The sequence below is a fragment of the Jiangella alba genome (genome assembly GCF_900106035.1).
Taxonomy (GTDB): Bacteria; Actinomycetota; Actinomycetes; order Jiangellales; family Jiangellaceae; genus Jiangella; species Jiangella alba.
This window is the reverse complement of the sequence record NZ_FNUC01000003.1, coordinates 1360141-1382142: the sequence shown is the minus strand read 5'-3', so window position 1 is coordinate 1382142 and position 22002 is coordinate 1360141. Positions and strand designations below refer to the sequence as shown.

The window sequence follows — 22002 nt, the reverse complement described above, 5'->3', positions numbered from 1 at the left end:
AGCCCCAACTGGGGATGGTCGAGGCGGCGCGCCGGCTCCAGGCGGAGCTCGACCGCCGGTGGTCGTCGTCGCTGCCGGGCCGGGCCCCGCTGGTGGCGGTGCTGGGCGCCGATGTCTTCGGTGCGGCGCCCGACCCGGACCGATCCTCGGCGACGGTGCACGTCGGGAGCAGCACGATCTATGTCGGTCCGTGGGGCAGCGGTGAGGGCTGCGGCCACTGCTTCGCCCTCCGGTGGCAGCGGCTACGCGGTCGCACCGAGCGCGACGCGGTGGAGACCGGGCGAGGCATGACCGCGGCAGGGGTCTGGCCGCAGGTGACCGGGTTCCTCGCCGACGCGGTGTGGCATGCGTTCCGGGCGGCGATGTCGCCGGCGTCGGAGCGGATCACGGGCCGGCTGCTGGACCCGGACAGCGCCGGGCTGCGACGGATGACATCGGTCGACGTGACATCGCTTCGGGTGCTGTCGGCCCCGCTACTGGCCGATCCGCGGTGCCCCAGCTGTGGTACCCGCGGTCCCGAGGTGTCCCGGACGTTCGAGGGATTCCAGTCCAGGCCGAAGCGGTCGCCGCACCAGTACCGGCTCAGTGATCCCCACGATCTCCCGCTACCGGCGGGCGGTCTTGCCAATCCGCTGTGCGGAACGATCGGGTCCGGCACCCTGACGTACCCCTGGCTGCCGACGACGGCGACCGTCACCGGCGCGATCTATGTGCGGGGCTATGCCGGGCTGCTCGACGTGGCATGGAGCGGGCATGCCAACAGATTCACCGACAGTCTGAGGCTGGCCTATCTGGAAGGACTCGAACGGTACGCCGGCACGCACAACCGACGCCCGGTGGAACCGGTGATCGCCAGCTATCGAGAGGTCGGCGAGGTCGCATTGGACCCGCTGCGGTGCGGCACCTACCCGGATCAGACGTTCGACACCGATCCACTCGTCGATCGATTCGACCCGGATCAGCCCATTCCGTGGATCTGGGGTCATCGGGTTCGCTCCGGCACCCCGATTCTGGTGCCGCAGCGCCTGGTGCACTACAGCTCTGAGATGAAGATGGGTGACAATTTCGTCCTCTCGTCGTCGAACGGATGCGCTGCGGGCAGTTCCTTGGAGGAAGCCGTCCTGTTCGGTCTCCTGGAACTGATCGAGCGCGATGCTTTCATCATGGCCTGGTACGGCCGAGAACGCCTGCGCCGCATCGATCTGCGGACCTGCCGCGATCCGGGCATCCGGTCGATGATCGAGCAGGGCGAGCTGGCCGGCTACGACGTGCTGGCGTTCGACAACCGCATCGATCTCAGCGTTCCGGTGGTCACCACACTTGCCCGGCGCCGCGACGGCGGTCCGGGGCTGTTGTCGTTCGCCGCCGGGGCGCACCTGGAGCCGGAGCAGGCGATTCGCGCCGCGCTGTCGGAGACGATGAGCTACATCCCGACGAAGTCGCGCACGACGCGCCGGCGCTGGGACGAACTGTCGGCCATGATGGACGACCACTGGCGGGTGCAGATGGTCCAGGACCATGCCGATCTGTTCGGGCATCCCGGGATGCTCGAACACGCGCAGGACTATCTCGACGACCGGCCGGTCGAGTCGGTGGCCGACCTGTACCCGGACCCGTGGCCGGCGGCTCACGATCTGCGCGACGATCTGGAACGGCTGCTGGACGAGCTGTACCGCCACGGGTTCGAGGTGATCGTGGTCGACCAGACGCCGCCGGACATGGTCGCGATGGGAGTGCGGGCCGTGTGCACGATCGTTCCGGGGCTGGTTCCGGTCGACTTCGGCTGGGGCCGCCAGCGGGCGCTCACGATGCCACGGCTGCTGGACCGTATCGCCGCGCGCGGCGGCGATGGGCCGCGGATGGTTCCGCATCCGTTTCCCTGAGAGTCGGACTCGGGTCGCCTACGCGAACGCCGGGGTACGCGTAGGTGACGTTCATAACCTCGGCTCTAGCGCAGGGTCAAGGGGTTGTGACAGGCTCTCTGAGGTGCACCCGCCGCAGTGGGTACCGTCGAACGCCGTTGGCACGCAGGTCCGGACCGAACGTCTCCTGATCAGGGCTCTGGTGTGTCTGCGGGCCACTCAGCTGGCCGTGCTGCTGCCCGTGCTCGCCGTCGGCGAGCTCGAGGGGTTCCTCGCCGCCGGCCATGCGTCGGTCGCCTATCTCATCGCCGTGACGTGGTCGGCGGTGCTGTACGCCGTGGCGCTGCGCCGCGACACCGTCACGCAGCCGTGGGTGCTCGGTGACGTCGCGCTCGCGGCGTGCTGGCTGGTGACTGTGCCCCGGATGTGCGACGGCGCCTGCACGTCGGGGCCGGACTGGGTCGTACCGTTCGCGATGGGATCGGGCGTCCTCGCCGCGGTGTTCTCGTCGGCCGGCGTGGCGTTCCACGGTCTGCTCGTGCTCGGCGGGTCGTACCTCGTCGGCATCTGGCCGCGGCTCGACCGGGCGCCGGACGCGCTCAGCTCGATCGCGGTGACCTGCTTCCTGGTGCTGGGCTTCGCGGTCCTGGCGCGGCTGATCGCCACCTGGCTGCGGGCGTCGGCACGCACCACCGACACAGCGACCGCCGAGGCGATCGAGGCACGTGCCAGGGAGGCCGCCGCGCAGGCCCGCATCGACGAGCGGTTCCGGCAGTACGACGGACTACACCAGACGGTGTTGAGCACCCTCACCACGATCGCCCGCGGTGGCCTGGACCATCGTGCCGCTGAGGTGCGGGAGCTGTGTGCCCGCGACGCGGACTTCCTCCGTGGTCTGGTGACCGGCACGGCGGGTGGCGGCTCCGGAGACTTCGCCGCCGACCTCGCCGGCGTGGTGCGCGACAAGCAGACGCTCGGGCTGCGGGTGAACTCCCGCTTCCACGACCTGCCCGCCGAGCTGCCGCCGAGGGTGGCCGCGGCGCTGCTCGGCGCCGCGCGGGAGGCGCTGAACAACGTGGTCAGACACGCCGGGACGGACGAGGCCTGGCTCTCGGTGGTCGGGGAGGGCGACGGAGTGCGCATCACCGTGGTGGACCGGGGCGTCGGCTTCGACCCAACGACGGCGACCGTCGGCTGCGGTCTCGTCCGGGAGCTGCGCGACGCGGTGACCGACGCGGGCGGCACGGCCGCCGTCAGCTCGAGTCCCGGCGAGAGCACGGTGGTGGAGGTGCTGTGGAAGCCGTGATCGACATCGCGGCCATCGACAACGACCAGATGCTGCTGGAGGGGATGACGACCTGGCTGTTCCGGGTCCCCGACATCAGGCTGGTCCGGACGGCGACGACGGTGGACGACTTCCTCGGCCGGCCGGCAACCGCGCGGATCGTGCTGCTGGACCTGAACCTGGAGGACTTCAGCGATCCGGTGCAGAACGTATCCGCCCTGGTGGCGGCGGGGTGCACCGTCATCGTCGTCACGGTGGTGCCCGACCCGTCGCACATCCTGACCACGACCGAGGCTGGTGCTGTCGCCTACGTGCAGAAGTCGGCCAACCTGACCGCGCTGGCCGAGGTCGTGCGGGCGGTCGCACGCGGCGAGTCCCCGCTCACGGCGGATCACGCCTTCTGGCTCGGCCGGGACGACCGGCCGGGCCGCCCTCGGCTGACGCCGCGCGAACGCGAGGTGCTGGTCGCCTACGGTCGCGGGATGACGCTGGACGCGGTCGGCCGGTTGCTCGGCATCGCGGCGGGAACCGTCCGCACCCACCTGGAGCGCGTCAAGCGCAAGTACTCGACCGTCGGGCGCCCGATCCGCCACCGCGGGCAGTACGGCGAGCGGGTGCGGGAGGACGGGCTCGGCAGATAGCGACCGCCCGACCGCGCCGCGCCGGTCGTCAGCTGGGCCTTCCAGGCCACTCGCCCGGGCCCACGCACACGCGCGCCTGGCCGACGGCGAGGTGTCGTGGGCGCAGTAGGGTTCGAACCTACGACCCCTGGTTTGTAAGACCAGTGCTCTACCGCTGAGCTATGCGCCCCGTCGTCGTGCGAAGGGTCAGGGTATCGGGAGAACCGCGGGACGCCGAAATCGGTGTCAGGCGGCGCCTTCGGGTGGCGCCTTCTGTGGTTCGGACGCGGCGAGGGCGTCGGCGATGGCCGACTGCGTGGGTCTGGCCGGCGCCCGGCCGAGGACGCGGTCGATGGCGCTGGCGACGTCGGCGGAGAGGTCGCGGCTGTCGGTGCGGCGGTGCCGGCCGGGGCCGGGCATGCGGATGGCGAAGCCGCGGTCCATGGTGGTTTCGACGGCGAGGAACTCGGCCGTGGCCGACGCCTCGCAGGAGCGGCACACGGTGTGGCCGAGCCGGCGCACGAGCGTGGTGGCGCCGCAGACCGAGCAGTGGTCGAGGTCGGTCGACCAGCCCTTGTTCTGCTGGCAGTCGGGGCAGATCAGCACCTGCTCATCGGCCCGGACGCCGCGCACCCACAGGTTCGTCCCCCGGGCAGGGTCGGACTGACGGGCGCCACAGCGGTAGCACGGCACGAGCGAGCTCCCTTCCTGCTGTCGTTCTGGACCGCGGACGTCGGAGGCGCCCGGACCGTCAGGCCGCGCCGAGCGAACCCAGCACGCGCCGGTAGTCGTCGACGTCCCGGGCATCGGGAAGCGAATTGACGACGTCCCAGCGGACGGTCCCCCTGCGTCCACTACGAAGGTACCCCGAACCGCGCAGCCGCGGTCGTGATCGAGGACACCGTACGCCGCGGCAACCGCCCCATGTGGCCAGAAGTCGGACAACAGCGGGAAATCCAGCCCGGCGCCGTCGGCGAAGACCCGCAGCGCGAACATCGAGTCGCACGAGACGGCGACGACGTGCGCGGTGTCGCCGACGGCGGGGATCAGGGAGTCGCGGATGGCGGCCAGCTCGCCCGTGCACACGTCGGTGAACGCGAACGGGAAGAACGCCAGCACGACCGGCCGGCCGCGCAGCGAGGAGAGCCGGACTGCCGAACCGTGCTGGTCCGGCAGTTCGAAGTCCGGTGCCGGGGCACCGACCAGGCTCACTTGCGGGCCGACCCCTTGGGAGCGACCAGTTTGGTGCCGGACCAGTCATCGGCCGCCGACACGGTGGACGTGGTGGACAGGCCGGCGGTCAGCGCGGCGTCGGCGATGTCGCTGGCCTCGACGGAGCCGTCGCGGCCCACTTTCGGGGTCAGCAGCCACACCACGCCGCCGGGCGCGAGGTCGGTGGTCGCGCCGATGAGGGCGTCGGTGAGATCACCGTCGTCCTCGCGCCACCACTGCAGCACCACGTCGGCGACCTCGCCGGACTCGCCGTCGAGCAGCTCGGTGCCGGTGACTTCCTCGATGTCGATGCGCAGATCGTCATCGCAGTCGTCGTCCCAGCCGAGCTCCAGGACCACCTGGTTGGGACGGAAGCCGAGCTTGGCGGCCGGCCCGTCGTTCTGTTCCGAGTGGCCCGCGATCTGGCCCACCGATCGTCCTCCTCGCAGTCGTCGCGGCCCGCCCCCTGCGTTCCGCGTTTGCTGTAGTCCACCCAAGGACGCGCCGTCGCGCAAGTGAACCCGCCAGACCAAGCCTGACACGCTTGCCCGAACGGGCCTATGGTGCCCCTGCTCAGCGCGCTTGGAAAGACGTCCGCGCATGCGAATGTGACGTACGGCCGCCGAGCGAGCAGGATAGGAACCAGTGACCATCACGAAGGGACAGTCGTGGCTGCCGACCGCTCGCCGATCATCATCAACGGCCTTCCGAGCCAGCTCCCCGACATCGACGCCGACGAGACCCGGGAGTGGCTGGAGTCGTTCGACGCCGCCATCGACCAGCGCGGACGCAATCGCGCGCGCTACCTGATGCTGGCGCTGCTGCAGCGCGCGCAGGAGCGGCAGGTCGGCGTCCCGAGCCTGCGCAACACCGACTACATCAACACCATCCCACCCGAGGCGGAGCCCTGGTTCCCGGGCGACGAGTTCGTCGAACGCCGCATCCGGGCCTATATCCGGTGGAACGCGGCCATGATGGTGCAGCGCGCCCAGCGGCCGGGCGTGGGCGTCGGCGGGCACATCTCGACGTACGCGTCGTCGGCGGCGCTGTACGAGGTCGGGTTCAACCACTTCTTCCGCGGCAAGGACCACGCCGGCGGCGGCGACCAGATCTACTTCCAGGGCCACGCCTCCCCCGGCATGTACGCCCGCGCCTTCCTCGAGGGCCGGCTGTCGGAGAGCCAGCTCGACGGCTTCCGGCAGGAGCTGTCGCACGCGGGCCTCGGCGGCGGGCTGCCGTCGTACCCGCACCCGCGGCTGATGCCGCAGTTCTGGGAGTTCCCGACGGTGTCCATGGGCCTGGGCCCGCTGAACGCCATCTACCAGGCCCGGTTCAACCGCTACCTGCACCATCGCGGCGTCAAGGACACCAGCCAGCAGCACGTGTGGGCGTTCCTGGGCGACGGCGAGATGGACGAGCCCGAGACCATCGGCGCCATCGGCGTGGCCGCCCGTGAAGAGCTCGACAACCTCACGTTCGTCGTCAACTGCAACCTGCAGCGCCTCGACGGCCCGGTGCGCGGCAACGGCAAGATCATCCAGGAGATGGAGGCGCTGTTCCGCGGCGCCGGCTGGAACGTCATCAAGGTCATCTGGGGCCGCGAGTGGGACCCGCTGCTGGCCGCCGACACCGACGGCGCGCTGGTCAACCTCATGAACGTCACGCCCGACGGCGACTACCAGACGTACAAGGCCGAGTCCGGCGCGTACGTCCGCGAGCACTTCTTCGGCCGCGACCCCCGCACCCGCAAGATGGTCGAGGACATGTCCGACGACGAGATCTGGGGGCTCAAGCGCGGCGGGCACGACTACCGCAAGCTGTACGCGGCGTACAAGGCGGCCACCGAGCACACCGGCCAGCCGACCGTCATCCTCGCCAAGACCATCAAGGGCTGGACGCTGGGCTCGCACTTCGAGGCCCGCAACGCCACCCACCAGATGAAGAAGCTGACCGGCGACGACCTCAAGCTGTTCCGCGACCGCCTCTTCATGGAGATCCCCGACTCCGCGCTCGAGGACGTCTACCACCCGCCGTACTTCCACCCGGGCCAGGACTCCGACGAGCACGCCTACATGATGGAGCGGCGGCAGAAGCTGGGCGGTTTCCTGCCCGACCGCCGCACTGCGGCGAAGCCGCTGGTGCTGCCCGGCGACAAGGTCTACGAGGTCGCCAGGCGGGGCTCCGGCAAGCAGGCGGTGGCCACCACCATGGCGCTGGTACGCCTGGTGAAGGACCTGCTGAAGGACCCCGAGATCGGCAAGCGGCTGGTGCCCGTCATCCCCGACGAAGCGCGCACCTTCGGCATGGACTCCCTGTTCCCGACGCTGAAGATCTACTCGCCGCACGGGCAGAACTACACGCCCGTCGACCGCGAGCTGTTCCTGTCCTACAAGGAGGCCAAGGACGGGCAGATCCTGCACGAGGGCATCAACGAGGCCGGCTCGGTGGCGTCGTGGACGGCGGCGGCCACGTCGTACGCCACCCACGGCGAGCCGATGATCCCGCTGTACATCTTCTACTCGATGTTCGGCTTCCAGCGCACCGGCGACGGCTTCTGGGCCGCGGCCGACCAGCTGGCCCGCGGCTTCGTCCTCGGCGCCACCGCGGGGCGCACCACGCTCAACGGCGAGGGCCTGCAGCACGAGGACGGCCACTCGGTGCTGCTCGCGTCGACGAACCCGGCGGTCGTGCACTACGACCCGGCGTTCGCGTTCGAGATCGGGCACATCATCAAGGACGGCCTGCGCCGCATGTACGGCGAGCAGTCCGAGAACGTCTACTACTACCTGACGATCTACAACGAGCCGTACGTGCAGCCGGCCGAGCCCGAGAACCTCGACGTCGAGGGCCTGCTCAAGGGCATGTACCTCTACCACCCCATGCAGACGGCGCCCGGCGACGACGTCCCGCACGCGCAGATCCTCGCGTCCGGCGTCGGCATGAACTGGGCGCTCGAGGCGCAGCAGCGGCTGGCCGAGGAGTGGCAGGTCGCGGCCGACGTCTGGTCCGTCACGTCGTGGAATGAGCTCCGCCGCGACGCCCTCGACGCCGACGAGTGGAACCTCATGCACCCCGGCGAGGAGCCCCGCGTCCCGTACGTCACGGCGCGCCTGCGCGAGGCCCGCGGCCCCGTCGTCGGCGTCAGCGACTACCTGCGCGCGGTGCAGGACCAGATCGCGCCGTACGTGCCGTCCGACTATTCGTCGCTGGGCACCGACGGCTTCGGCCTGTCCGACACCCGCGCGGCACTGCGCCGCCACTTCAAGGTCGACGCCCAGTCCATCGTCGTCAGCGTGCTGACGCTGCTGGCGCGGCGCGGCGAGATCCCCTGGGAGACCGTCAAGCAGGCGCACGACCGCTACAAGCTCGACGACGTCAAGGCCACCACCGCCCAGGAGGCGGGCGGCGAGTCCTAGAGCGGCAGCCGGTCGCCGTCCAGGTGCTCACCCGGGCACCCGCGCCGAGCTGACGGAGGGTGCCGCGGCCCGGGCACGCCGCAGCCAGAGCGCGGCGATCATGGCGGCCAGGGCGAGCAGGGCCAGGACGAGGAACGTGTCGGAGTAGGCGGCCGCCGGGCCGGTGTGGAGCGGGTTGAGACGGCCGGTGCCCTCGCGGGCGGACAGCACGACGCCGAAGACGGCGGGGCCGGCGCCGGCGCCGAGGAACTGGGCGCCCTGGAAGACGCCGACCCCGGCGCCGGCCTGCTCCGGCGGCAGCAGACTGCCGATCGCGGTGGTCGTCAGCGTGACGACGACCGCGAACCCCGCACCCAGCACGGCGACCGCCACCCCGGCCAGCCAGGGGGCGGCTCCGGCGGCGACGGTGGACAGGAACAGCATCGCCGCGGCGACGAGGACCAGCCCGGCCAGCGCGAGGGTGCCCTCGTTGGCGCCGCGGGCGCCGAGGCGACCGGCCACCAGCGCCGCGACGGCGAGGGCGAGGCCGCCGGGGATCATCACCAGCGCACCCTCGCCCGGGGTGAGGCCGCCGACCTCGATCACCATGAGCGGCACGAGCACCAGGGCGGCGAGGTTGACCGCCATGGCCAGGAAGATCACCGTCACCGCGGCGAGGTAGCCGCGGTGCGCGAACAGCGACGGCGGCACGAACGGCTCGGCCGCGGTGCGGGTCCGCCAGACGAACAGCGCCGCCAGCAGCGCACCGGCCAGCAGTGCTCCCCAGGACGAGGGCGCGGCGAACCCGTCGGCGCCGTCGGCCCGGGTGGTGCCGAACAGCAGCAGGCCGGCCCCGGCGCCGAGCAGCATGCCGCCCGGCACGTCGAGGCGGCTGGTGTCGCCGGGCCGCGTGTCGGCGACGACGCGGCGGACCGCCGGGATCAGCGCGATCGACGCGGCCGCGAGCAACCAGAACAGCGCGCGCCAGCCCCAGGACTGGCCGATGCCGCCGCCGATGGCCGGGCCCAGCGCCGTGCCCAGGCCGGCCGCCCCGCCGATGATGCCCACGCCCATCGCGGCCCGGTCCGGCGGCAGCAGCCGGGTGGCGGCCACGATCACCAGCACCGGGAGCGCGGCCCCGCCGGCGCCTGCGACGACCCGCCCCGGCCACGATCGCGACCAGGCCGGTCGCCACCGCGCTGATGAGGTTCCCGGCGCCGAACACGGCCAGCGCGACGACGAACAGCCGGCGCAGGCCGAACCGGTCGGCCATCCGGCCGTAGATCGGGATGCCGACGGCGCAGGCGAGCAGGAACCCGGTCACCACCCAGGCCGTCTGCGGCGTCGACGCACCGAACTCGTCGCCGATGCGCGGCAGGACCAGCGAGACCATGTCGGCGGCGACGGGGATCAGCAGCATCGCCGGGACGAGCACGAGCAGCAGGCGGGCCGGCGACACGTCACCGCCCGCCGGGTGCGTGGGTGTGGTCACGAGCACTCCTCTCAACTGTCATCATGACGATTACAGTTATGGGCAGGCGAAAGCCGCGGCGGGGCCGCCGGGGGTTCAGGCGCTGACGGCGTCGCGGCGCATGATCTGGCGGTGCAGGTCGGCGATCGTCGTCCGGGCCAGGCGGTCCTCCATCGCACGCTGCGCGGCCGCGAACTCCTCCTCCAGCAGCGCCTGCATGTGGCGCCCGATCGCGCAGCTCCGGCTGGGCGGATGCGCGTGGGTCGGCAGCACCGCGGCGCCGTCCTCGACGGCGGTGTAGGCGTCGAGCAGCGTGATCTCCGCGGCCGGCCGGGACAGCCGCCAGCCGCCGCCACTGCCCTCGGCGGCGGCGACCAGGCCCTTGGCCTGGAGCATGCCCAGGATCCGGCGGACCAGGACCGGGTTGCTCTCCAGGCTGTCGGCGATCTTCGCCGACGGCTGCCAGCCCTCGCCGTCCCACCGGGCCAGGAACGTGAGGGCGTGCGCCGCCACCGCGGTGCGTGTACTGACGGCCATGAAACTGAAACTATCACGGTTTCAGTTGGACGCGTGCATCTCCCAGACGAGCAGCTCGGCGGCGCCGCGGGCGGTCACCGTCCGGCCGCCCTCGTCGGTGAACCGGACGGCGTCGCCCTCGTCCAGGCGCCCCGCGGTCTCGACGTCGGCGGCGCCGCGGGTGACGTAGACGTGCACGAACGGCGCCGACGGCAGCGTCACCGCGTCGCCGGGGCGTAGCCGCGCGACGTGCAGGGCGGCGGCCGGCTGCCCGAGGCCGACGGCGACGTCGCCGGCGTGCCGTCGCAGCCCGCTGACCACCGGCACCAGCCCGCCGCCGGCGAGGTCCGCCGTCACGTCGGCCTGCCCGTACGACGGGTCGGCGCCCGGCGCGCCCGGCGGCACCCACATCTGCACGAACCGCGCGCCCGCGCCGGTGGCCAGCTCGGAGTGGCGGACGCCGCGGCCGGCGCTCATCCGCTGCACGACGCCCGGCAGCAGCGAGCCGCCGTGCCCCGCGGTGTCCTCGTGCGCCAGCGCGCCCGACAGCACCCACGTGACGATCTCGACGTCGCGGTGCGGGTGCACCGGGTACCCGCCGTGCGGCCGCGCGACGTCGTCGTTGGCCACCACGAGCAGGCCGAAGCCGACGTTGCCCGGGTCGTAGTGCGGCCCGAACGAGAACGAGTGCCGCGACACCACGCCGTCGCCGGGTGTGACGAACCGGTCGCCGGCCCGCCGGACCTCGGCGCTCACAGCCCGGTGCGCGCGCCCGCCGACTCCATGCGGGCCAGCCACTCCCGCATGCGGGCCGCCGTCGGCGCCGTCAGCAGCAGCCCGGCGACGCTGAACAGGGCGCCGATGGCGACCGGCAGCCACACCCCGCGGGCGAAGGAGTTGACCAGACCGATCAGCGTCGGCAGCTCGGCGAAGACCAGGCTGATGAAGGCCGCGCTGCGCAGCTGGCCGGACGCCTTCACCTCGTCGGGCTCGGCGCCGATCGGCCACGGCCGGACGACGCGGTGCGGGATGAGGAACGCGGCGGCCAGGAAGACCACGCTCACCACGATCTGGCCGAACGCGTCGATGCCCGTGCCCGGCTCGTCGCCGACGGTGAAGATCGCCACCATCGCGATGGCCACGACGCCGCCCAGCATGGCGAAACTCACCAACCGCAGCGCGCGGCCCAGAACGTCGGTGGGTGCGCCCTCGCCGGGCGATGTGGGGGTCGACATGGCCCGCAGCCTAGTGCCCGGCCGGATCCGGTCCCGACGCCGGACGGCCACGATTGTGCGGTCACCACAACGGCAGCGGCCCTGGTCCACCGCCGTGTGGCCCCGGCCGCGTACGCTGCCGAGCATGCGGTCCACCTCCGACGCCGAGCTGCCCGGCGCCCACGGCACCAGCCGGCACGAGCGCTCCGTGCACCTCCTGGAGCGCGCGACCGGACGGCTCGCCACGGCGGCGATCGCCCGCATGGAAGACACCCTCAGCTGGTACCGCGCGATGCCCGCGGAGCAGCGGTCCTGGGTGGGCCTGGTGATCCAGGCCGGCATCGCCGCGTTCGTCGACTGGTACCGCAACGCCGACGAGTCGCGTCCCACCCCGACGGCGGACGTGTTCGGCACCGCGCCGCGCGACCTCATCCGCTCGATCAGCCTGCAGCAGACCGTCGAGGTCGTCCGGGTCGCGATAGAGGTCGTCGAGGACAACGTCGAGGACGTCGTCGGACCCGACGACGTGCGCGACGTCCGCGAGGGCGTGCTGCGGTACTCCCGCGAGGTCGCGTTCTCCGCCGCGCACGTCTACGCCCGCTACGCCGAGGCGCGCGGCTCTTGGGACGCCCGGCTGGAGGCGACGGTCGTCGACTCGCTGCTGCGCGGCGAGGTCGACGAGGACGTGCGGTCGCGGGCGTCCGCGCTGGGCTGGACCGCCGCCAGCGGCGTCGTCGTCATCATCGGCCGGCCGCGGCCCGACGACGGCACGTCGGCCGACGAGATCCGCCGCTCGGCCCGTCACGCCGGGTACGACGTGCTCACCGGCGGGCAGGGCGACCGCCTGGTCGCGGTGCTCGGCCGGGTCGAGGACCCGATGCAGGCGGCCACGGCCATCGTCACGCACTTCGGCCCCGGCCCGGTGGTCGTCGGGCCGCTGGTGCCCGACCTCGTCTCGGCGGCGACGTCGGCCCGGCCCGCCGTGACGGGGCTGCTGGCGGCGGCCGGATGGCCCGACGCGCCCCGTCCAGTCTCGGCCGGTGCGCTGCTGCCCGAGCGGGCCCTCGCCGGCGACCAGGACGCGCTGAACGACCTCGTCGCCGAGCTCTACGTGCCCATCGCCGAGGCCGGCCCGGTCATCCTCGAGACCCTGGCCGCATACCTCGAGACCGGCGCATCCGTCGAGGCCGCGGCGCGGCTGCTGTTCGTCCACCCGAACACCGTCCGGTACCGGCTGCGGCGGGTCACCGACGTCGTCGGGCTGACCCCCACCGACCCCCGCGACTCCTACACGCTGCGCCTCGCGCTGTCGCTCGGCCGGATGAATCCGCCGGTCATCGAGTGAGGGTTGTGGGAAACCCCCAAACTTAGTGGGACGACCTTGTGACAGCGGCCGACCCCTTCTACGCCCGGGTAGCCGCGAGGCTAAAGGGGTGCTTGTGATCGTCGCCCCCGGTCAGGGGTCCCAGACGCCCGGGTTCCTCACGCCGTGGCTGGAGGACCCGTCGTTCGCCGCCCGTATCGACTGGCTGTCCGCCGTCGCCGGGCTGGACCTCGCCCACTACGGCACCGAGGCCGACGCCGACACCATCCGCGACACCGCCATCGCCCAGCCGCTGCTGGTGGCGTCGGGTCTGGTCGCGGCGCTCGCGCTGTTCCCGCACCCGGCCGACGGCTTCGCGGCGGTGGGCGCGGCGGCCGGGCACAGTGTCGGCGAGATCACCGCGGCCGCCGCCGTCCGCGTCATCACCGCCGAGCAGGCCATGGTGTTCGTCCGCGAGCGCGGGCGGGGCATGGCCGAGGCGGCCGCGAAGGAGTCCACCGGCATGACGGCCGTCCTCGGCGGCGACCCCGACGACGTCCTCGCGACGCTGCAGCGGCACGGCCTCACCCCCGCCAACGTCAACGGCGCCGGCCAGGTCGTCGCCGCCGGCACCGCCGCCCAGCTCGAGGCGCTGGCCGGCGACCCGCCGCAGGGCGCCCGGCTGCGCGCGCTGTCGGTCGCCGGTGCGTTCCACACCACGCACATGGCGTCGGCGGTGAAGCGGCTGCGGCACTACGCGCAGTCGATCAGCACCCACGACCCCCGCACGCTGCTGCTGTCCAACCGCGACGGCCAGGTCGTCCACGACGGCCGCCAGGTGCTCGACCGCCTGGTCGACCAGGTGTCCAACCCGGTCCGCTGGGACCTCTGCATGCAGGCCATGGCCGACCTCGGCGTCACCGGCGTGCTGGAGATGCCGCCGGCCGGCACGCTGACCGGCCTGGCCAGGCGCGCGCTGCCCGGCGTCGAGACGTTCGCGCTGAAGACGCCCGACCAGCTCGACGCCGCCCGCGCGTTCGTCGAGCAGCACGGCGGCCAGCCCAGCCCGCTGGCCACCAACCCGACGTGGCGCCTCGTCGTCGCGCCGGTCAAGGGCACGTTCGCCGCCGCCGGCGCCAAGACCGGCGACCACCTGGCCGCCGGCGACACCGTCGGCACCGTCAGCTCGCTGCGCGACGCCGTCGAGGTCACGGCCGGGCACGGCGGCACCATCATCGAATGGCTGGTCGAGGACGGCGATCCGGTCGCCCCCGGCCAGCCCCTGGTCCGGCTGCACCCCGAGGCGGTGGCGTGAACATGAGCGCACTCACGATCCAGGCCGAGCGGCAGCCGCGTGCGTCGCGCATCCTCGGCATCGGCGGCTACCGGCCCACCCGGGTCGTCACCAACGCCGAGATCGTCGAGCAGATCGACTCCTCCGACGAGTGGATCCGCACCCGCTCCGGCATCGAGAGCCGCCGCTGGGCCGGTGAAGACGAGACCGTCATCTCGATGAGCCTCGCCGCCGCCCGGAAGGCGCTGGCCGACGCCGGCATCCAGCCCGAGCAGGTCGACTGCGTCATCGTCTCCACCGTCACGCACCTCTTCCAGACCCCGTCGGCCGCCGCCCAGATCGCCTACGAGCTGGGCACCAACCGGGCCGCCGCGTTCGACGTCTCCGCCGCGTGCGCCGGGTTCTGCTACGGGCTGTCGCTGGCGTCCGACATGGTGCGCGTCGGCACCGCCGGCCACGTCGTCGTCATCGGCGTCGAGCGGCTGTCCGACCTCACCGACCGCACCGACCGGGGCACGGCGTTCCTGTTCGCCGACGGCGCCGGAGCCGCGGTCGTCGGACCGGCCGCCGGCGCAGCCGAGGCCGGCATCGGCCCCGTCGTGTGGGGCTCCGACGGCCAGCACCTCGACCACATCAGGCAGAAGGAGAACTGGCGCGACGCCCTGTTCAGCGAGACCGGGCCGGAGATGCCGCACCTGGTCATGCAGGGCAACCCGGTGTTCCGGTGGGCGTCGTACGAGATGGCGAAGGTGGCCCAGGAGGCGCTCGACGCCGCCGGCGTCACCGTCGACGACCTCGACGTGTTCGTGCCGCACCAGGCCAACATGCGCATCACCGACGCGATGGCGCGCCAGCTCAAGCTGCCCGAGAAGGTCGCCATCGCGCGCGACATCGCCACCCAGGGCAACACGTCGGCGGCCTCGATCCCGCTGGCCATCGAGCGCATGCTCGAGAACGGCGAGGCCCAGAGCGGCGACGTCGCCCTCATCATCGGCTTCGGCGCGGGGCTGGTTTACGCCGGTCAGGTGATCCGTATCCCCTGACGTCACGCCGCGTGCCCGCCCGACGGCGTGCGGGCACCTACCATCGTCACCGACCACGAATCGGTCACGAGGCATCACCCACACCAACGAGGAGAACGACAGACATGGCCACCACCGAGGAGATCCGCGAGGGTCTTGCCGAGATCGTCAACGAGATCACCGGCGTTCCCGCCGAGGACGTGCAGCTCGAGAAGTCCTTCACCGACGACCTCGACATCGACTCGCTGTCGATGGTCGAGGTGGTCGTCGCGGCCGAAGAGAAGTTCAACGTGAAGATCCCCGACGAAGAGGTCAAGAACCTGGCCACCGTCGGCGACGCCGTCACGTTCATCGAGAAGGCAGGGTCGTAAGCAGATGTCGCAATCCCAGGCACGAGTCGTCGTCACCGGGCTCGGCGCCACCACGCCCGTCGGGGGCGACGTAGCGTCGACCTGGGAGTCCCTGCTCGCCGGTCGATCCGGCGTACGCAAGCTGACCCAGGAGTGGGTCGCCGACCTGCCGGTGCAGATCGGTGCGCCGGTCGCCGTCGACCCCTCCGAGGTCCTCCCCCGCGTCGAGGCCCGGCGGCTGGACCGCTCGGCCCAGTTCGCCATCATCTGCGCCCGCCAGGCGTGGGCCGACGCCGGATTCTCCGGCAAGGCCAGCGAGGCGGGACTCGACCCCGACCGCGTCGGCGTCGTCTGCGCCTCCGGCATCGGCGGGCTCACGACGCTGCTGTCCAACTACGACCAGCTGCTCGCGTCCGGCCCGCGCCGGGTGTCGCCGCTGGCCATCCCCATGCTGATGCCGAACAGCCCGTCCGCGAACGTCAGCATCGAGCTGCAGGCGCAGGCCGGCGCGCACACGCCCGTCAGCGCGTGCTCGTCCGGCGCCGAGGCGCTCGCTTACGCCGTCGACATGATCCGGCTGGGCCGGGCCGACGTCGTGGTCGCCGGCGGCACCGAGGCGGTCATCTCGCCGCTGCCCATCGCCGCGTTCGCGAACATGATGGCGCTGTCCAAGCGCAGCGACGACCCCACGGCCGTCAGCCGCCCGTTCGACAAGAACCGCGACGGCTTCGTCCTCGGCGAGGGCGGCGCGCTGATGGTGCTGGAGTCGGCCGAGCACGCCGCGGCCCGCGGCGCCCGCGTCTACGCCGAGATCGCCGGCTCCGGCATGAGCGCCGATGCCCACCACATCGCCCAGCCCGAGCCGACCGGCCGCGGCGTCATCACGGCCATCCGCAAGGCGCTGACCGACTCCGGCCTGTCGCCCGACGACATCGCGCACGTGAACTGCCACGCCACGTCCACCCCGACCGGCGACGCCGCCGAGTCGGTGGCGCTGAACGCCGTCTTCGGCGACCGCACGTCGTCGATCCCGGTCACCGCGCCGAAGTCGATGATCGGGCACCTGCTCGGCGGCGCCGGCGCCGTCGAGTCGCTGGCCACGGTGCTCACGCTGCACCACGGCCTGGTGCCGCCCACGGCGAACGTCGACGACGTCGACGACGACATCAACCTCGACATCGTCCGCACCACCCCGCGAAAGCTCGACGACGGTCCGCTGGCCGCGCTGAACGACTCGTTCGGGTTCGGCGGGCACAACGTCGTCCTGGCCTTCAGGAGGACCTGATGACGGCTCTGGCGGATCGTTCGGCATCGTCCAGCTCCGCCGCCGCGACGGCCAAGCCGCCGCGGGACGAGGACCCGCGGCACCCGAAGCACCGGCTCGGGGCGCTGTTCGACGAGGGTTCGCTGGAGCTGATCAGCGCCGACGACCTCAGCGGCATGCTCGCCGCCGTCGGCACGGTGCACGGCGCCCCGGTCGTCGCGTTCTGCTCCGACGCCACGGTCATGGGCGGCGCGATGGGCGCCGACGGCTGCCGGGTCGTCGTCGACGCGTACGAGCGGGCATTGGCCGACGGCGTCCCGATCATCGGGCTGTGGCACTCCGGCGGCGCCCGGCTGCCCGAGGGCGTGCTCTCCCTGCACGCCGTCGGGCAGATCTTCGCCGTCATGACCCGCGCGTCGGGGGTCGTACCCCAGCTGTCCGTCGTGCTCGGTCCCGCCGCCGGCGGCGGCGCGTACGGGCCGGCGCTCACCGACGTCGTCATCATGGGGCCCGAGGGCCGGGTCTTCGTGACCGGCCCCGAGGTGGTCCGCTCGGTCACCGGCGAGGACGTCGACATGCTGCGCCTCGGCGGGCCCGAGCCGCACGGCCGCCGCTCCGGCGTCGTCCACGTCGTCACCAGCACCGAGCGCGAGGCGCTGGACCGCGCGCGTGACCTCGCCGCGCTGCTCGGCGCACAGGGGTCGCTGGAGGTTTCCTCCGTCGCCGACCGCGACCTCGGCGTGCACTTCCCTGAGTCGGCGAAGCGCGCCTACGACGTCCACCCGATCGTCGCCGACGTCCTCGACGACGACACCGGCATCGAGCTGCACCCGCGGTGGGCGCCGAACATCACCACCACCCTGGGCCGCTTCGGCGGCCGCACCGTCGGCGTCATCGCGAACAACCCGCTGCGCCTCGGCGGCTGCCTCGACTCCACGTCCGCCGAGAAGGCCGCCCGGTTCGTCCGCATGTGCGACGCCTTCGGCGTGCCCCTCCTCGTGATCGTCGACGTCCCCGGCTACCTCCCCGGCGTCGGCCAGGAGTGGGACGGCGTCGTCCGGCGGGGCGCGAAGCTGCTGCACGCGTTCGCCGAGGCGACCGTGCCGCGGGTGACGCTGGTGACCCGCAAGGTCTACGGCGGCGCGTACATCGCGATGAACTCACGTGCCCTCGGCGCCACGCGCGTCTTCGCCTGGCCGACCGCCGAGGTCGCCGTCATGGGCGCCGTCGCCGCCGTCCGCGTCCTGCACCGGCGCAAGCTGGCCGAGGTCGAGCCCGAGGTGCGGCCGCGGGTCGAGGCGGAGCTGGCCGAGGAGCACGCCCGCATCGCCGGCGGCCTCGACCGCGCCCAGGAGCTCGGGGTCATCGACGAGATCGTCACGCCCGAGCAGACCCGCTCCGCGCTCGCCCGCGCCATCGCCGACGCACCCGAGCGGCGCGGCGCGCACGGCAACATTCCCCTCTGATCACCCCAACCCTCCCGCCTCGCCAGGGCCGTCTGGCGGGGCGGGAGTTCGCGTGGTTGCACCCCGCACGACGGAGCGCCCCGGACCGCGTTCGGTCCGGGGCGCTACTACGTGGTGAGGCCGCTGTATTTCCCGGTCACCGGGCCGGGGACAACCACCGATGCCGGAGCGGCCACGTCTTGAGGTGTGTTACTTGACCGTGACCATACCGAGGAGACGGCGTCTTGTGAAGGCCCTGCCGGGGATCAATTTCGCCCCGCCCGCTGGCCTGCTCAGACGACCTGGTGCAGCCACCGCACCGGCGCCCCGTCGCCCGCGTACCGGAACGGTTCGAGCTCCTCGTCCCAGGGCGCGCCGAGCAGCCGGCGCAGCTCCTCCTCGAGGTCGACCTCGCCCATGGCCGCCTTCACGACGGCGGCCTTGATGCGGTCCTCGGGGATCATGATGTCGCCGTGGACGCCGGTCACCGCGTGGAAGACGCCGAGCTCCGGGGTGTAGGAGTAGCGGGCGCCCTCGCAGCCCGGACTGGGCTCCTCGGTCACCTCGAAGCGCAGGTGCATCCACCCGCGCAGCGCAGACGCGATCTTGGCGCCGGTGCCCGATGCACCCTGCCAGGACAGCTCGGCACGGTACATCCCAGGGGCGGCCGGCTGGACGCTCCAGTCCAGCTTCACGCGCACGCCAAGAGCGCCGGCCACTGCCCACTCAATGTGTGGGCACAAGGCCGACGTAGCGGCGTGGATGTACAGAACGCCACGTGTCGTCACCGGATCCTCCTGCGGTTCGAGGGACGCCTTCCCCTGCGACCTCGTTCCGCCCAGGTGAACCTGCGACGGCTCCATTGTGCACGACGATCCTTCCCGCCGCCACGTTCCCCGCGCCTCTCCCCCCGGCGTGTCCTGGCGTGTCCCGGCGTGTCCCGGCGCGCCCCGACCGATCCAGGCCGGCGCGGGCCTGGTGCGTCCCGACGAGCTTCGGCGTTTCCCGACCGGACCGGGCTAGCCTCGACGAGTCTGAGCGCTTCCCGATGGACCCCGGCCGCCTCGATCGCCGCGGCCGGCGGCCCTGGCTCGCGCCGCCAGATTCCGGCGCACTCCATGCGGGCGTCGACCGGCCGACCTGGCCTGCTGACTCCCGGCACGCCCCGGCGCGCCCCGGCAGTCCTGGCCGGCACGGTCCGGCCTGCCCGGCGGACGTGGACGTGTTCCGCCACGGCCCGAGGCCCTTCGGCCGCCCGGTCGGCGTGGGCGGGTTCCGGCGGAGCCCCGGCCCGTCCTGGTGGGTCCGGCACGGCCCGGGGGCTCTTCGGCCGCCCGGGCGGCGTGGGCGGGTTCCGGCGGGGCCCCGGCCGTCTTGGTGGGTCCGGCACGGCCCGGCGGCCTCTCGGCCGCCCCCGCCGCCCGGCCGGCGTTGCCGGGTTCCGGGGGCCTGGCCCGTCCTCGTGGGTCCGGCACGGCCCGAAGGCTCTTCGGCCGCCCCGGCGGGCATCGGCGGGTTCCAGCGGACCCCACCCAGCCGCAGAGGCCACTCCGTCCGCCCAGCAACAGCCCCGTCCGGTGCCCATCCGCCACCGGCGCCGGAACCCTCGGACGTCCCCACCGAGCTCGCATCCGCCGCCCACGCCGCGGAGGCTCGATATTCAGTTCGCAGTGTCGATGAGCACCTCCTCGGCCTCGAAGTACCGTCCGATGACGTCGGCGTCGGCAGCGACGCCAGGCCGGTCGGCCCAACCAGGCGGCAACGCGTCGAACGGCGACACCGTGAGGGTGAGGCGGCCGCGGGCGGTGCGGCGCCGCCAGGTGCCGGCGATCTCGCCGTCCCGCAGAACGATGCCGGGGTTCGCCGTCGCCGCCCAGACCTGCCGGCGGGCGGCGGGGTCGGGCAGCAGGAAGTCGCGGTCGGCCAGTTCGGTGAGCGGATCGTAGGGACCGAGCAGCCGCAGCTCGCCGGGCTCCGGCGGAGCCTCGAGCACCGGCACGTCCGCCGCGAGCACCCAACCACGCCGGCCATCGACCTCGACGTCGGCGAGGTCGGGCTCGGCCAGCGACCACCACCGTTTCGCCGCCGCCGGCGCGAGCGCCAGCCAGGCGGCGAGGTGAGCCGGACGCACCGGCCCGGCCGCGTGGACGAACCGGCGGACGAGCTCGGCCCGCGCCGGCGCCCCGGCCCACGCGTCGCCCGGCTCGGCGGACAGCACTCGGAACCGGAACACCTTCGGCGACTCGACGTCGATGACGAGGGCGGCCTGCAGCGTGGCGTAGCGGAACAGCGCGTCCTGCACGTGATGCACCCCGCAGCCCTGACACCACGGCGCCAGCCGCCGGTCGACCCGGGGTGAGACGGCGCCGGACAGCTCGCCCTTGGTGCGCGCCACGCCGTCGGCCATGACGTGGCGCATGACGGCGGCGACGTCGTCGACGGCGGCGCCGAAGCCGGCACCGAGGGCGGCGCCGAACGGGCCGATGGCCTGCTTCGCCAGCTCCGCCCCGTCGTCGACGCGCAGCGCGGCGGCCAGCAGGCCGAGGTCGTCCGATCGGTGCACATGCATGGCAGCTCGCACCGAATGCACCAGTACGCCCCGATCCGGCGCGGCCGCAGACGCCCCGCGCAGGGCCAGCGCCAGCCGCGCCGAGGCACCCACCGGATGGTCCTGCACGCCCGTGAGCAGCACCGACCCCGGGCCCGACAGCCCGCCGGCCGCGGCTCGATAGGCGAGCACCTGCGCACGCGTGATCATGAGTCCACCCTGCCACCCACCACCGACAGCCTCAGAATGCCATCCATAGTCTGTCGACCCATAGTTCCCACGCCCCCGACCGTGGACGAGTGTCCACGACCGAGGAGTACGCCCGCGGCCTGCGCGAGGCGTTCGGCGCCCGGCTGCAAGAGCTGCGCGACGCCGCCGAGCCTGAGCTGAGCCAGGAGGCCCTGGCCATCGCCGCCGGGCTGGATCGCTCGTACGTCGGGATGCTCGAGCGCGCCGAGCGGACCCCGTCGATCTTCGTCGTGCACCTCCTAGCAGGGGCGTTGGGGCGCTCGGCCAGCGATCTGCTGCCTGATCACCCGCCACCCGTTCTGCCCACTGTGCCCGAATAGCACCCTCACGCAGAGTTGCCCAACCCGGGCATGCTACTCATAGTCTGTAGATCTTGGAGGGGGCGACCCGCAGCGTAGACGGGTGCCCCAGCCTCCCGACGACGAGCGCCGCGCCCTCAGCGCGTTCGGCACTCGCGTCCGGGAGCTCCGCCGTGAGCTGGGCCTCAGTCAGGAGGACCTCGCCGACCGCGCCAACCTCCATCGCACCTACGTCGGCTCGATCGAGCGCGGCGAACGCAACGTGGCGCTGCTGAACATCCATCGGCTCGCCCGCGCCCTGGGAGTCACCGCCCGCGATCTGCTCTGATGCCGGCGGGTGCTCTCCATAGTCTGTCGACGAAACGATCATCATGCCTCGACGGTGAGGGGATGCCCGCACACGACGACGTCAAGACCCGCAAGGCCGCGTTCCTCATGGCCTTCGGCGAGACGGCGCGCGCCCGACGCACGGCGCTCGGACTGACGCAGCGACAGCTGGACGCCCGCATGGGCTACCGCGGCAAGTTCTCCGGCGGCGTCGAACGCGGCACCCGGAACCTGACGCTGGACAACCTCTACCTCCTGGCGGCAGCTCTCGAGACCGACCCGTACGACCTGCTGAAGGGCACCCAGCAGCCACCACCCGCCTGACG

Annotated in this window: 21 protein-coding genes, 1 tRNA gene and 2 pseudogenes; 13 read left to right on the top strand and 11 right to left on the bottom strand. The window is 72.7% G+C overall.

All coding sequences use genetic code 11. The features are described 5' to 3' along the window. Positions 1 to 14: 14 nt before the first annotated feature. The 3 genes from BLV02_RS08865 to BLV02_RS08855 all read left to right on the top strand — a co-directional run bounded on the left by BLV02_RS08865 (position 15) and on the right by BLV02_RS08855 (position 3788). The gene (locus BLV02_RS08865; RefSeq protein ID WP_069110862.1) at positions 15 to 1883 is read left to right on the top strand and encodes a TOMM precursor leader peptide-binding protein; all 1869 of its coding nucleotides are present in this window, start codon (positions 15 to 17) and stop codon (positions 1881 to 1883) included. A gap of 181 nt (positions 1884 to 2064) precedes the next feature. Beyond that, positions 2065 to 3168 carry a sensor histidine kinase gene (locus BLV02_RS08860; protein ID WP_069110863.1) on the top strand — a complete coding sequence of 368 codons (1104 nt, stop codon included), beginning with the start codon at positions 2065 to 2067 and terminating at the stop codon, positions 3166 to 3168. Continuing rightward, positions 3156 to 3788, top strand: a complete 633-nt coding sequence (locus BLV02_RS08855; RefSeq protein WP_216094146.1) for a LuxR C-terminal-related transcriptional regulator — start codon at positions 3156 to 3158, stop codon at positions 3786 to 3788. Before BLV02_RS08860 ends, BLV02_RS08855 begins: the two co-directional genes overlap by 13 nt. A gap of 97 nt (positions 3789 to 3885) precedes the next feature. On the opposite strand, the gene BLV02_RS08850 is transcribed toward BLV02_RS08855, so the two are convergent. From BLV02_RS08850 to BLV02_RS08835, 4 genes and pseudogenes are all read right to left on the bottom strand, one after another. Continuing rightward, positions 3886 to 3957: transfer RNA gene (locus BLV02_RS08850), tRNA-Val, on the bottom strand. A 56-nt stretch (positions 3958 to 4013) separates the two neighbouring features. Continuing rightward, complete coding sequence (locus BLV02_RS38245) at positions 4014 to 4460, bottom strand: hypothetical protein (RefSeq protein WP_143045052.1); 447 nt, start codon at positions 4458 to 4460, stop codon at positions 4014 to 4016. A 58-nt stretch (positions 4461 to 4518) separates the two neighbouring features. Continuing rightward, positions 4519 to 4979 (bottom strand): annotated as a pseudogene (locus BLV02_RS38240) (peroxiredoxin). Further along, positions 4976 to 5410, bottom strand: a complete 435-nt coding sequence (locus BLV02_RS08835) for a DUF3052 domain-containing protein (protein ID WP_069110866.1) — start codon at positions 5408 to 5410, stop codon at positions 4976 to 4978. Before BLV02_RS08835 ends, BLV02_RS38240 begins: the two are co-directional and overlap by 4 nt. A 237-nt stretch (positions 5411 to 5647) precedes the next feature. Between BLV02_RS08835 and aceE the strand changes: the two genes are divergently transcribed. Further along, entirely contained in the window at positions 5648 to 8395 is a 2748-nt protein-coding gene (gene aceE / locus BLV02_RS08830) for a pyruvate dehydrogenase (acetyl-transferring), homodimeric type (RefSeq protein ID WP_069110867.1), read from the top strand. Positions 8396 to 8422: 27 nt separating this feature from the next. Here aceE and BLV02_RS08825 read toward each other — a convergent pair whose 3' ends face one another. The 5 genes and pseudogenes from BLV02_RS08825 to BLV02_RS08810 form a co-directional block, all read right to left on the bottom strand. Beyond that, positions 8423 to 9487: an MFS transporter gene (locus tag BLV02_RS08825; protein WP_253182571.1), complete on the bottom strand. Its 1065-nt coding sequence runs from the start codon at positions 9485 to 9487 to the stop codon at positions 8423 to 8425. A gap of 118 nt (positions 9488 to 9605) precedes the next feature. Next, a pseudogene (locus tag BLV02_RS38500) lies at positions 9606 to 9767 on the bottom strand (MFS transporter); the annotation flags it as partial. A 174-nt stretch (positions 9768 to 9941) separates the two neighbouring features. After that, positions 9942 to 10382, bottom strand: a complete 441-nt coding sequence (locus BLV02_RS08820) for an Rrf2 family transcriptional regulator (protein ID WP_069110868.1) — start codon at positions 10380 to 10382, stop codon at positions 9942 to 9944. Positions 10383 to 10403: 21 nt separating this feature from the next. Further along, positions 10404 to 11117: a pirin family protein gene (locus BLV02_RS08815; RefSeq protein WP_069110869.1), complete on the bottom strand. Its 714-nt coding sequence runs from the start codon at positions 11115 to 11117 to the stop codon at positions 10404 to 10406. Then, positions 11114 to 11596 carry a hypothetical protein gene (locus BLV02_RS08810; RefSeq protein ID WP_141711519.1) on the bottom strand — a complete coding sequence of 161 codons (483 nt, stop codon included), beginning with the start codon at positions 11594 to 11596 and terminating at the stop codon, positions 11114 to 11116. Before BLV02_RS08810 ends, BLV02_RS08815 begins: the two co-directional genes overlap by 4 nt. Positions 11597 to 11720: 124 nt before the next feature. Here BLV02_RS08810 and BLV02_RS08805 point away from each other — a divergent pair, with 124 nt between their 5' ends. From BLV02_RS08805 to BLV02_RS08780, 6 genes are all read left to right on the top strand, one after another. Then, positions 11721 to 12920, top strand: a complete 1200-nt coding sequence (locus BLV02_RS08805) for a PucR family transcriptional regulator (protein ID WP_069110871.1) — start codon at positions 11721 to 11723, stop codon at positions 12918 to 12920. 88 nt (positions 12921 to 13008) lie between these two features. Further along, positions 13009 to 14193 (top strand): acyltransferase domain-containing protein, encoded by a 1185-nt coding sequence (locus BLV02_RS08800; protein ID WP_069110872.1) that lies wholly within the window; start codon positions 13009 to 13011, stop codon positions 14191 to 14193. Positions 14194 to 14195: 2 nt separating this feature from the next. Further along, positions 14196 to 15215 (top strand): beta-ketoacyl-ACP synthase III, encoded by a 1020-nt coding sequence (locus BLV02_RS08795; protein WP_069110873.1) that lies wholly within the window; start codon positions 14196 to 14198, stop codon positions 15213 to 15215. A 104-nt stretch (positions 15216 to 15319) separates the two neighbouring features. Beyond that, the gene (locus tag BLV02_RS08790; RefSeq protein WP_069110874.1) at positions 15320 to 15565 is read left to right on the top strand and encodes an acyl carrier protein; all 246 of its coding nucleotides are present in this window, start codon (positions 15320 to 15322) and stop codon (positions 15563 to 15565) included. Between the two features lie 4 nt (positions 15566 to 15569). Continuing rightward, positions 15570 to 16829 (top strand): beta-ketoacyl-ACP synthase II, encoded by a 1260-nt coding sequence (fabF, locus tag BLV02_RS08785; RefSeq protein WP_069110875.1) that lies wholly within the window; start codon positions 15570 to 15572, stop codon positions 16827 to 16829. After that, positions 16829 to 18274 (top strand): acyl-CoA carboxylase subunit beta, encoded by a 1446-nt coding sequence (locus tag BLV02_RS08780; protein WP_069110876.1) that lies wholly within the window; start codon positions 16829 to 16831, stop codon positions 18272 to 18274. Before fabF ends, BLV02_RS08780 begins: the two co-directional genes overlap by 1 nt. A gap of 272 nt (positions 18275 to 18546) precedes the next feature. Here BLV02_RS08780 and BLV02_RS08775 read toward each other — a convergent pair whose 3' ends face one another. Then, complete coding sequence (locus BLV02_RS08775; RefSeq protein ID WP_069111131.1) at positions 18547 to 19041, bottom strand: DUF3145 domain-containing protein; 495 nt, start codon at positions 19039 to 19041, stop codon at positions 18547 to 18549. An 872-nt stretch (positions 19042 to 19913) separates the two neighbouring features. Continuing rightward, positions 19914 to 21011, bottom strand: a complete 1098-nt coding sequence (locus tag BLV02_RS08770) for a DNA glycosylase AlkZ-like family protein (protein WP_069110877.1) — start codon at positions 21009 to 21011, stop codon at positions 19914 to 19916. Positions 21012 to 21100: 89 nt separating this feature from the next. Between BLV02_RS08770 and BLV02_RS08765 the strand changes: the two genes are divergently transcribed. The 3 genes from BLV02_RS08765 to BLV02_RS08755 all read left to right on the top strand — a co-directional run bounded on the left by BLV02_RS08765 (position 21101) and on the right by BLV02_RS08755 (position 22000). Beyond that, a complete protein-coding gene (locus BLV02_RS08765; protein WP_069110878.1) occupies positions 21101 to 21370 on the top strand; it encodes a helix-turn-helix domain-containing protein in 270 nt (89 codons plus the stop codon). 82 nt (positions 21371 to 21452) lie between these two features. Beyond that, positions 21453 to 21677 carry a helix-turn-helix transcriptional regulator gene (locus tag BLV02_RS08760; RefSeq protein WP_069110879.1) on the top strand — a complete coding sequence of 75 codons (225 nt, stop codon included), beginning with the start codon at positions 21453 to 21455 and terminating at the stop codon, positions 21675 to 21677. Between the two features lie 62 nt (positions 21678 to 21739). After that, positions 21740 to 22000 carry a helix-turn-helix domain-containing protein gene (locus BLV02_RS08755; protein WP_216094147.1) on the top strand — a complete coding sequence of 87 codons (261 nt, stop codon included), beginning with the start codon at positions 21740 to 21742 and terminating at the stop codon, positions 21998 to 22000. Positions 22001 to 22002 lie beyond the last annotated feature (2 nt).

What these genes read in the sequence shown, in the direction of transcription:
- BLV02_RS08865 (WP_069110862.1), top strand. Translation starts at nt 15, where the DNA reads ATGGTCGAGGCGGCGCGCCGGCTCCAGGCGGAGCTCGACCGCCGGTGG.
- BLV02_RS08820 (WP_069110868.1), bottom strand. Translation starts at nt 10,382, where the DNA reads ATGGCCGTCAGTACACGCACCGCGGTGGCGGCGCACGCCCTCACGTTC.
- BLV02_RS08810 (WP_141711519.1), bottom strand. Translation starts at nt 11,596, where the DNA reads ATGTCGACCCCCACATCGCCCGGCGAGGGCGCACCCACCGACGTTCTG.
- BLV02_RS08805 (WP_069110871.1), top strand. Translation starts at nt 11,721, where the DNA reads ATGCGGTCCACCTCCGACGCCGAGCTGCCCGGCGCCCACGGCACCAGC.
- BLV02_RS08795 (WP_069110873.1), top strand. Translation starts at nt 14,196, where the DNA reads ATGAGCGCACTCACGATCCAGGCCGAGCGGCAGCCGCGTGCGTCGCGC.
- BLV02_RS08790 (WP_069110874.1), top strand. Translation starts at nt 15,320, where the DNA reads ATGGCCACCACCGAGGAGATCCGCGAGGGTCTTGCCGAGATCGTCAAC.
- fabF (WP_069110875.1), top strand. Translation starts at nt 15,570, where the DNA reads ATGTCGCAATCCCAGGCACGAGTCGTCGTCACCGGGCTCGGCGCCACC.
- BLV02_RS08780 (WP_069110876.1), top strand. Translation starts at nt 16,829, where the DNA reads ATGACGGCTCTGGCGGATCGTTCGGCATCGTCCAGCTCCGCCGCCGCG.
- BLV02_RS08770 (WP_069110877.1), bottom strand. Translation starts at nt 21,011, where the DNA reads ATGATCACGCGTGCGCAGGTGCTCGCCTATCGAGCCGCGGCCGGCGGG.
- BLV02_RS08755 (WP_216094147.1), top strand. Translation starts at nt 21,740, where the DNA reads ATGCCCGCACACGACGACGTCAAGACCCGCAAGGCCGCGTTCCTCATG.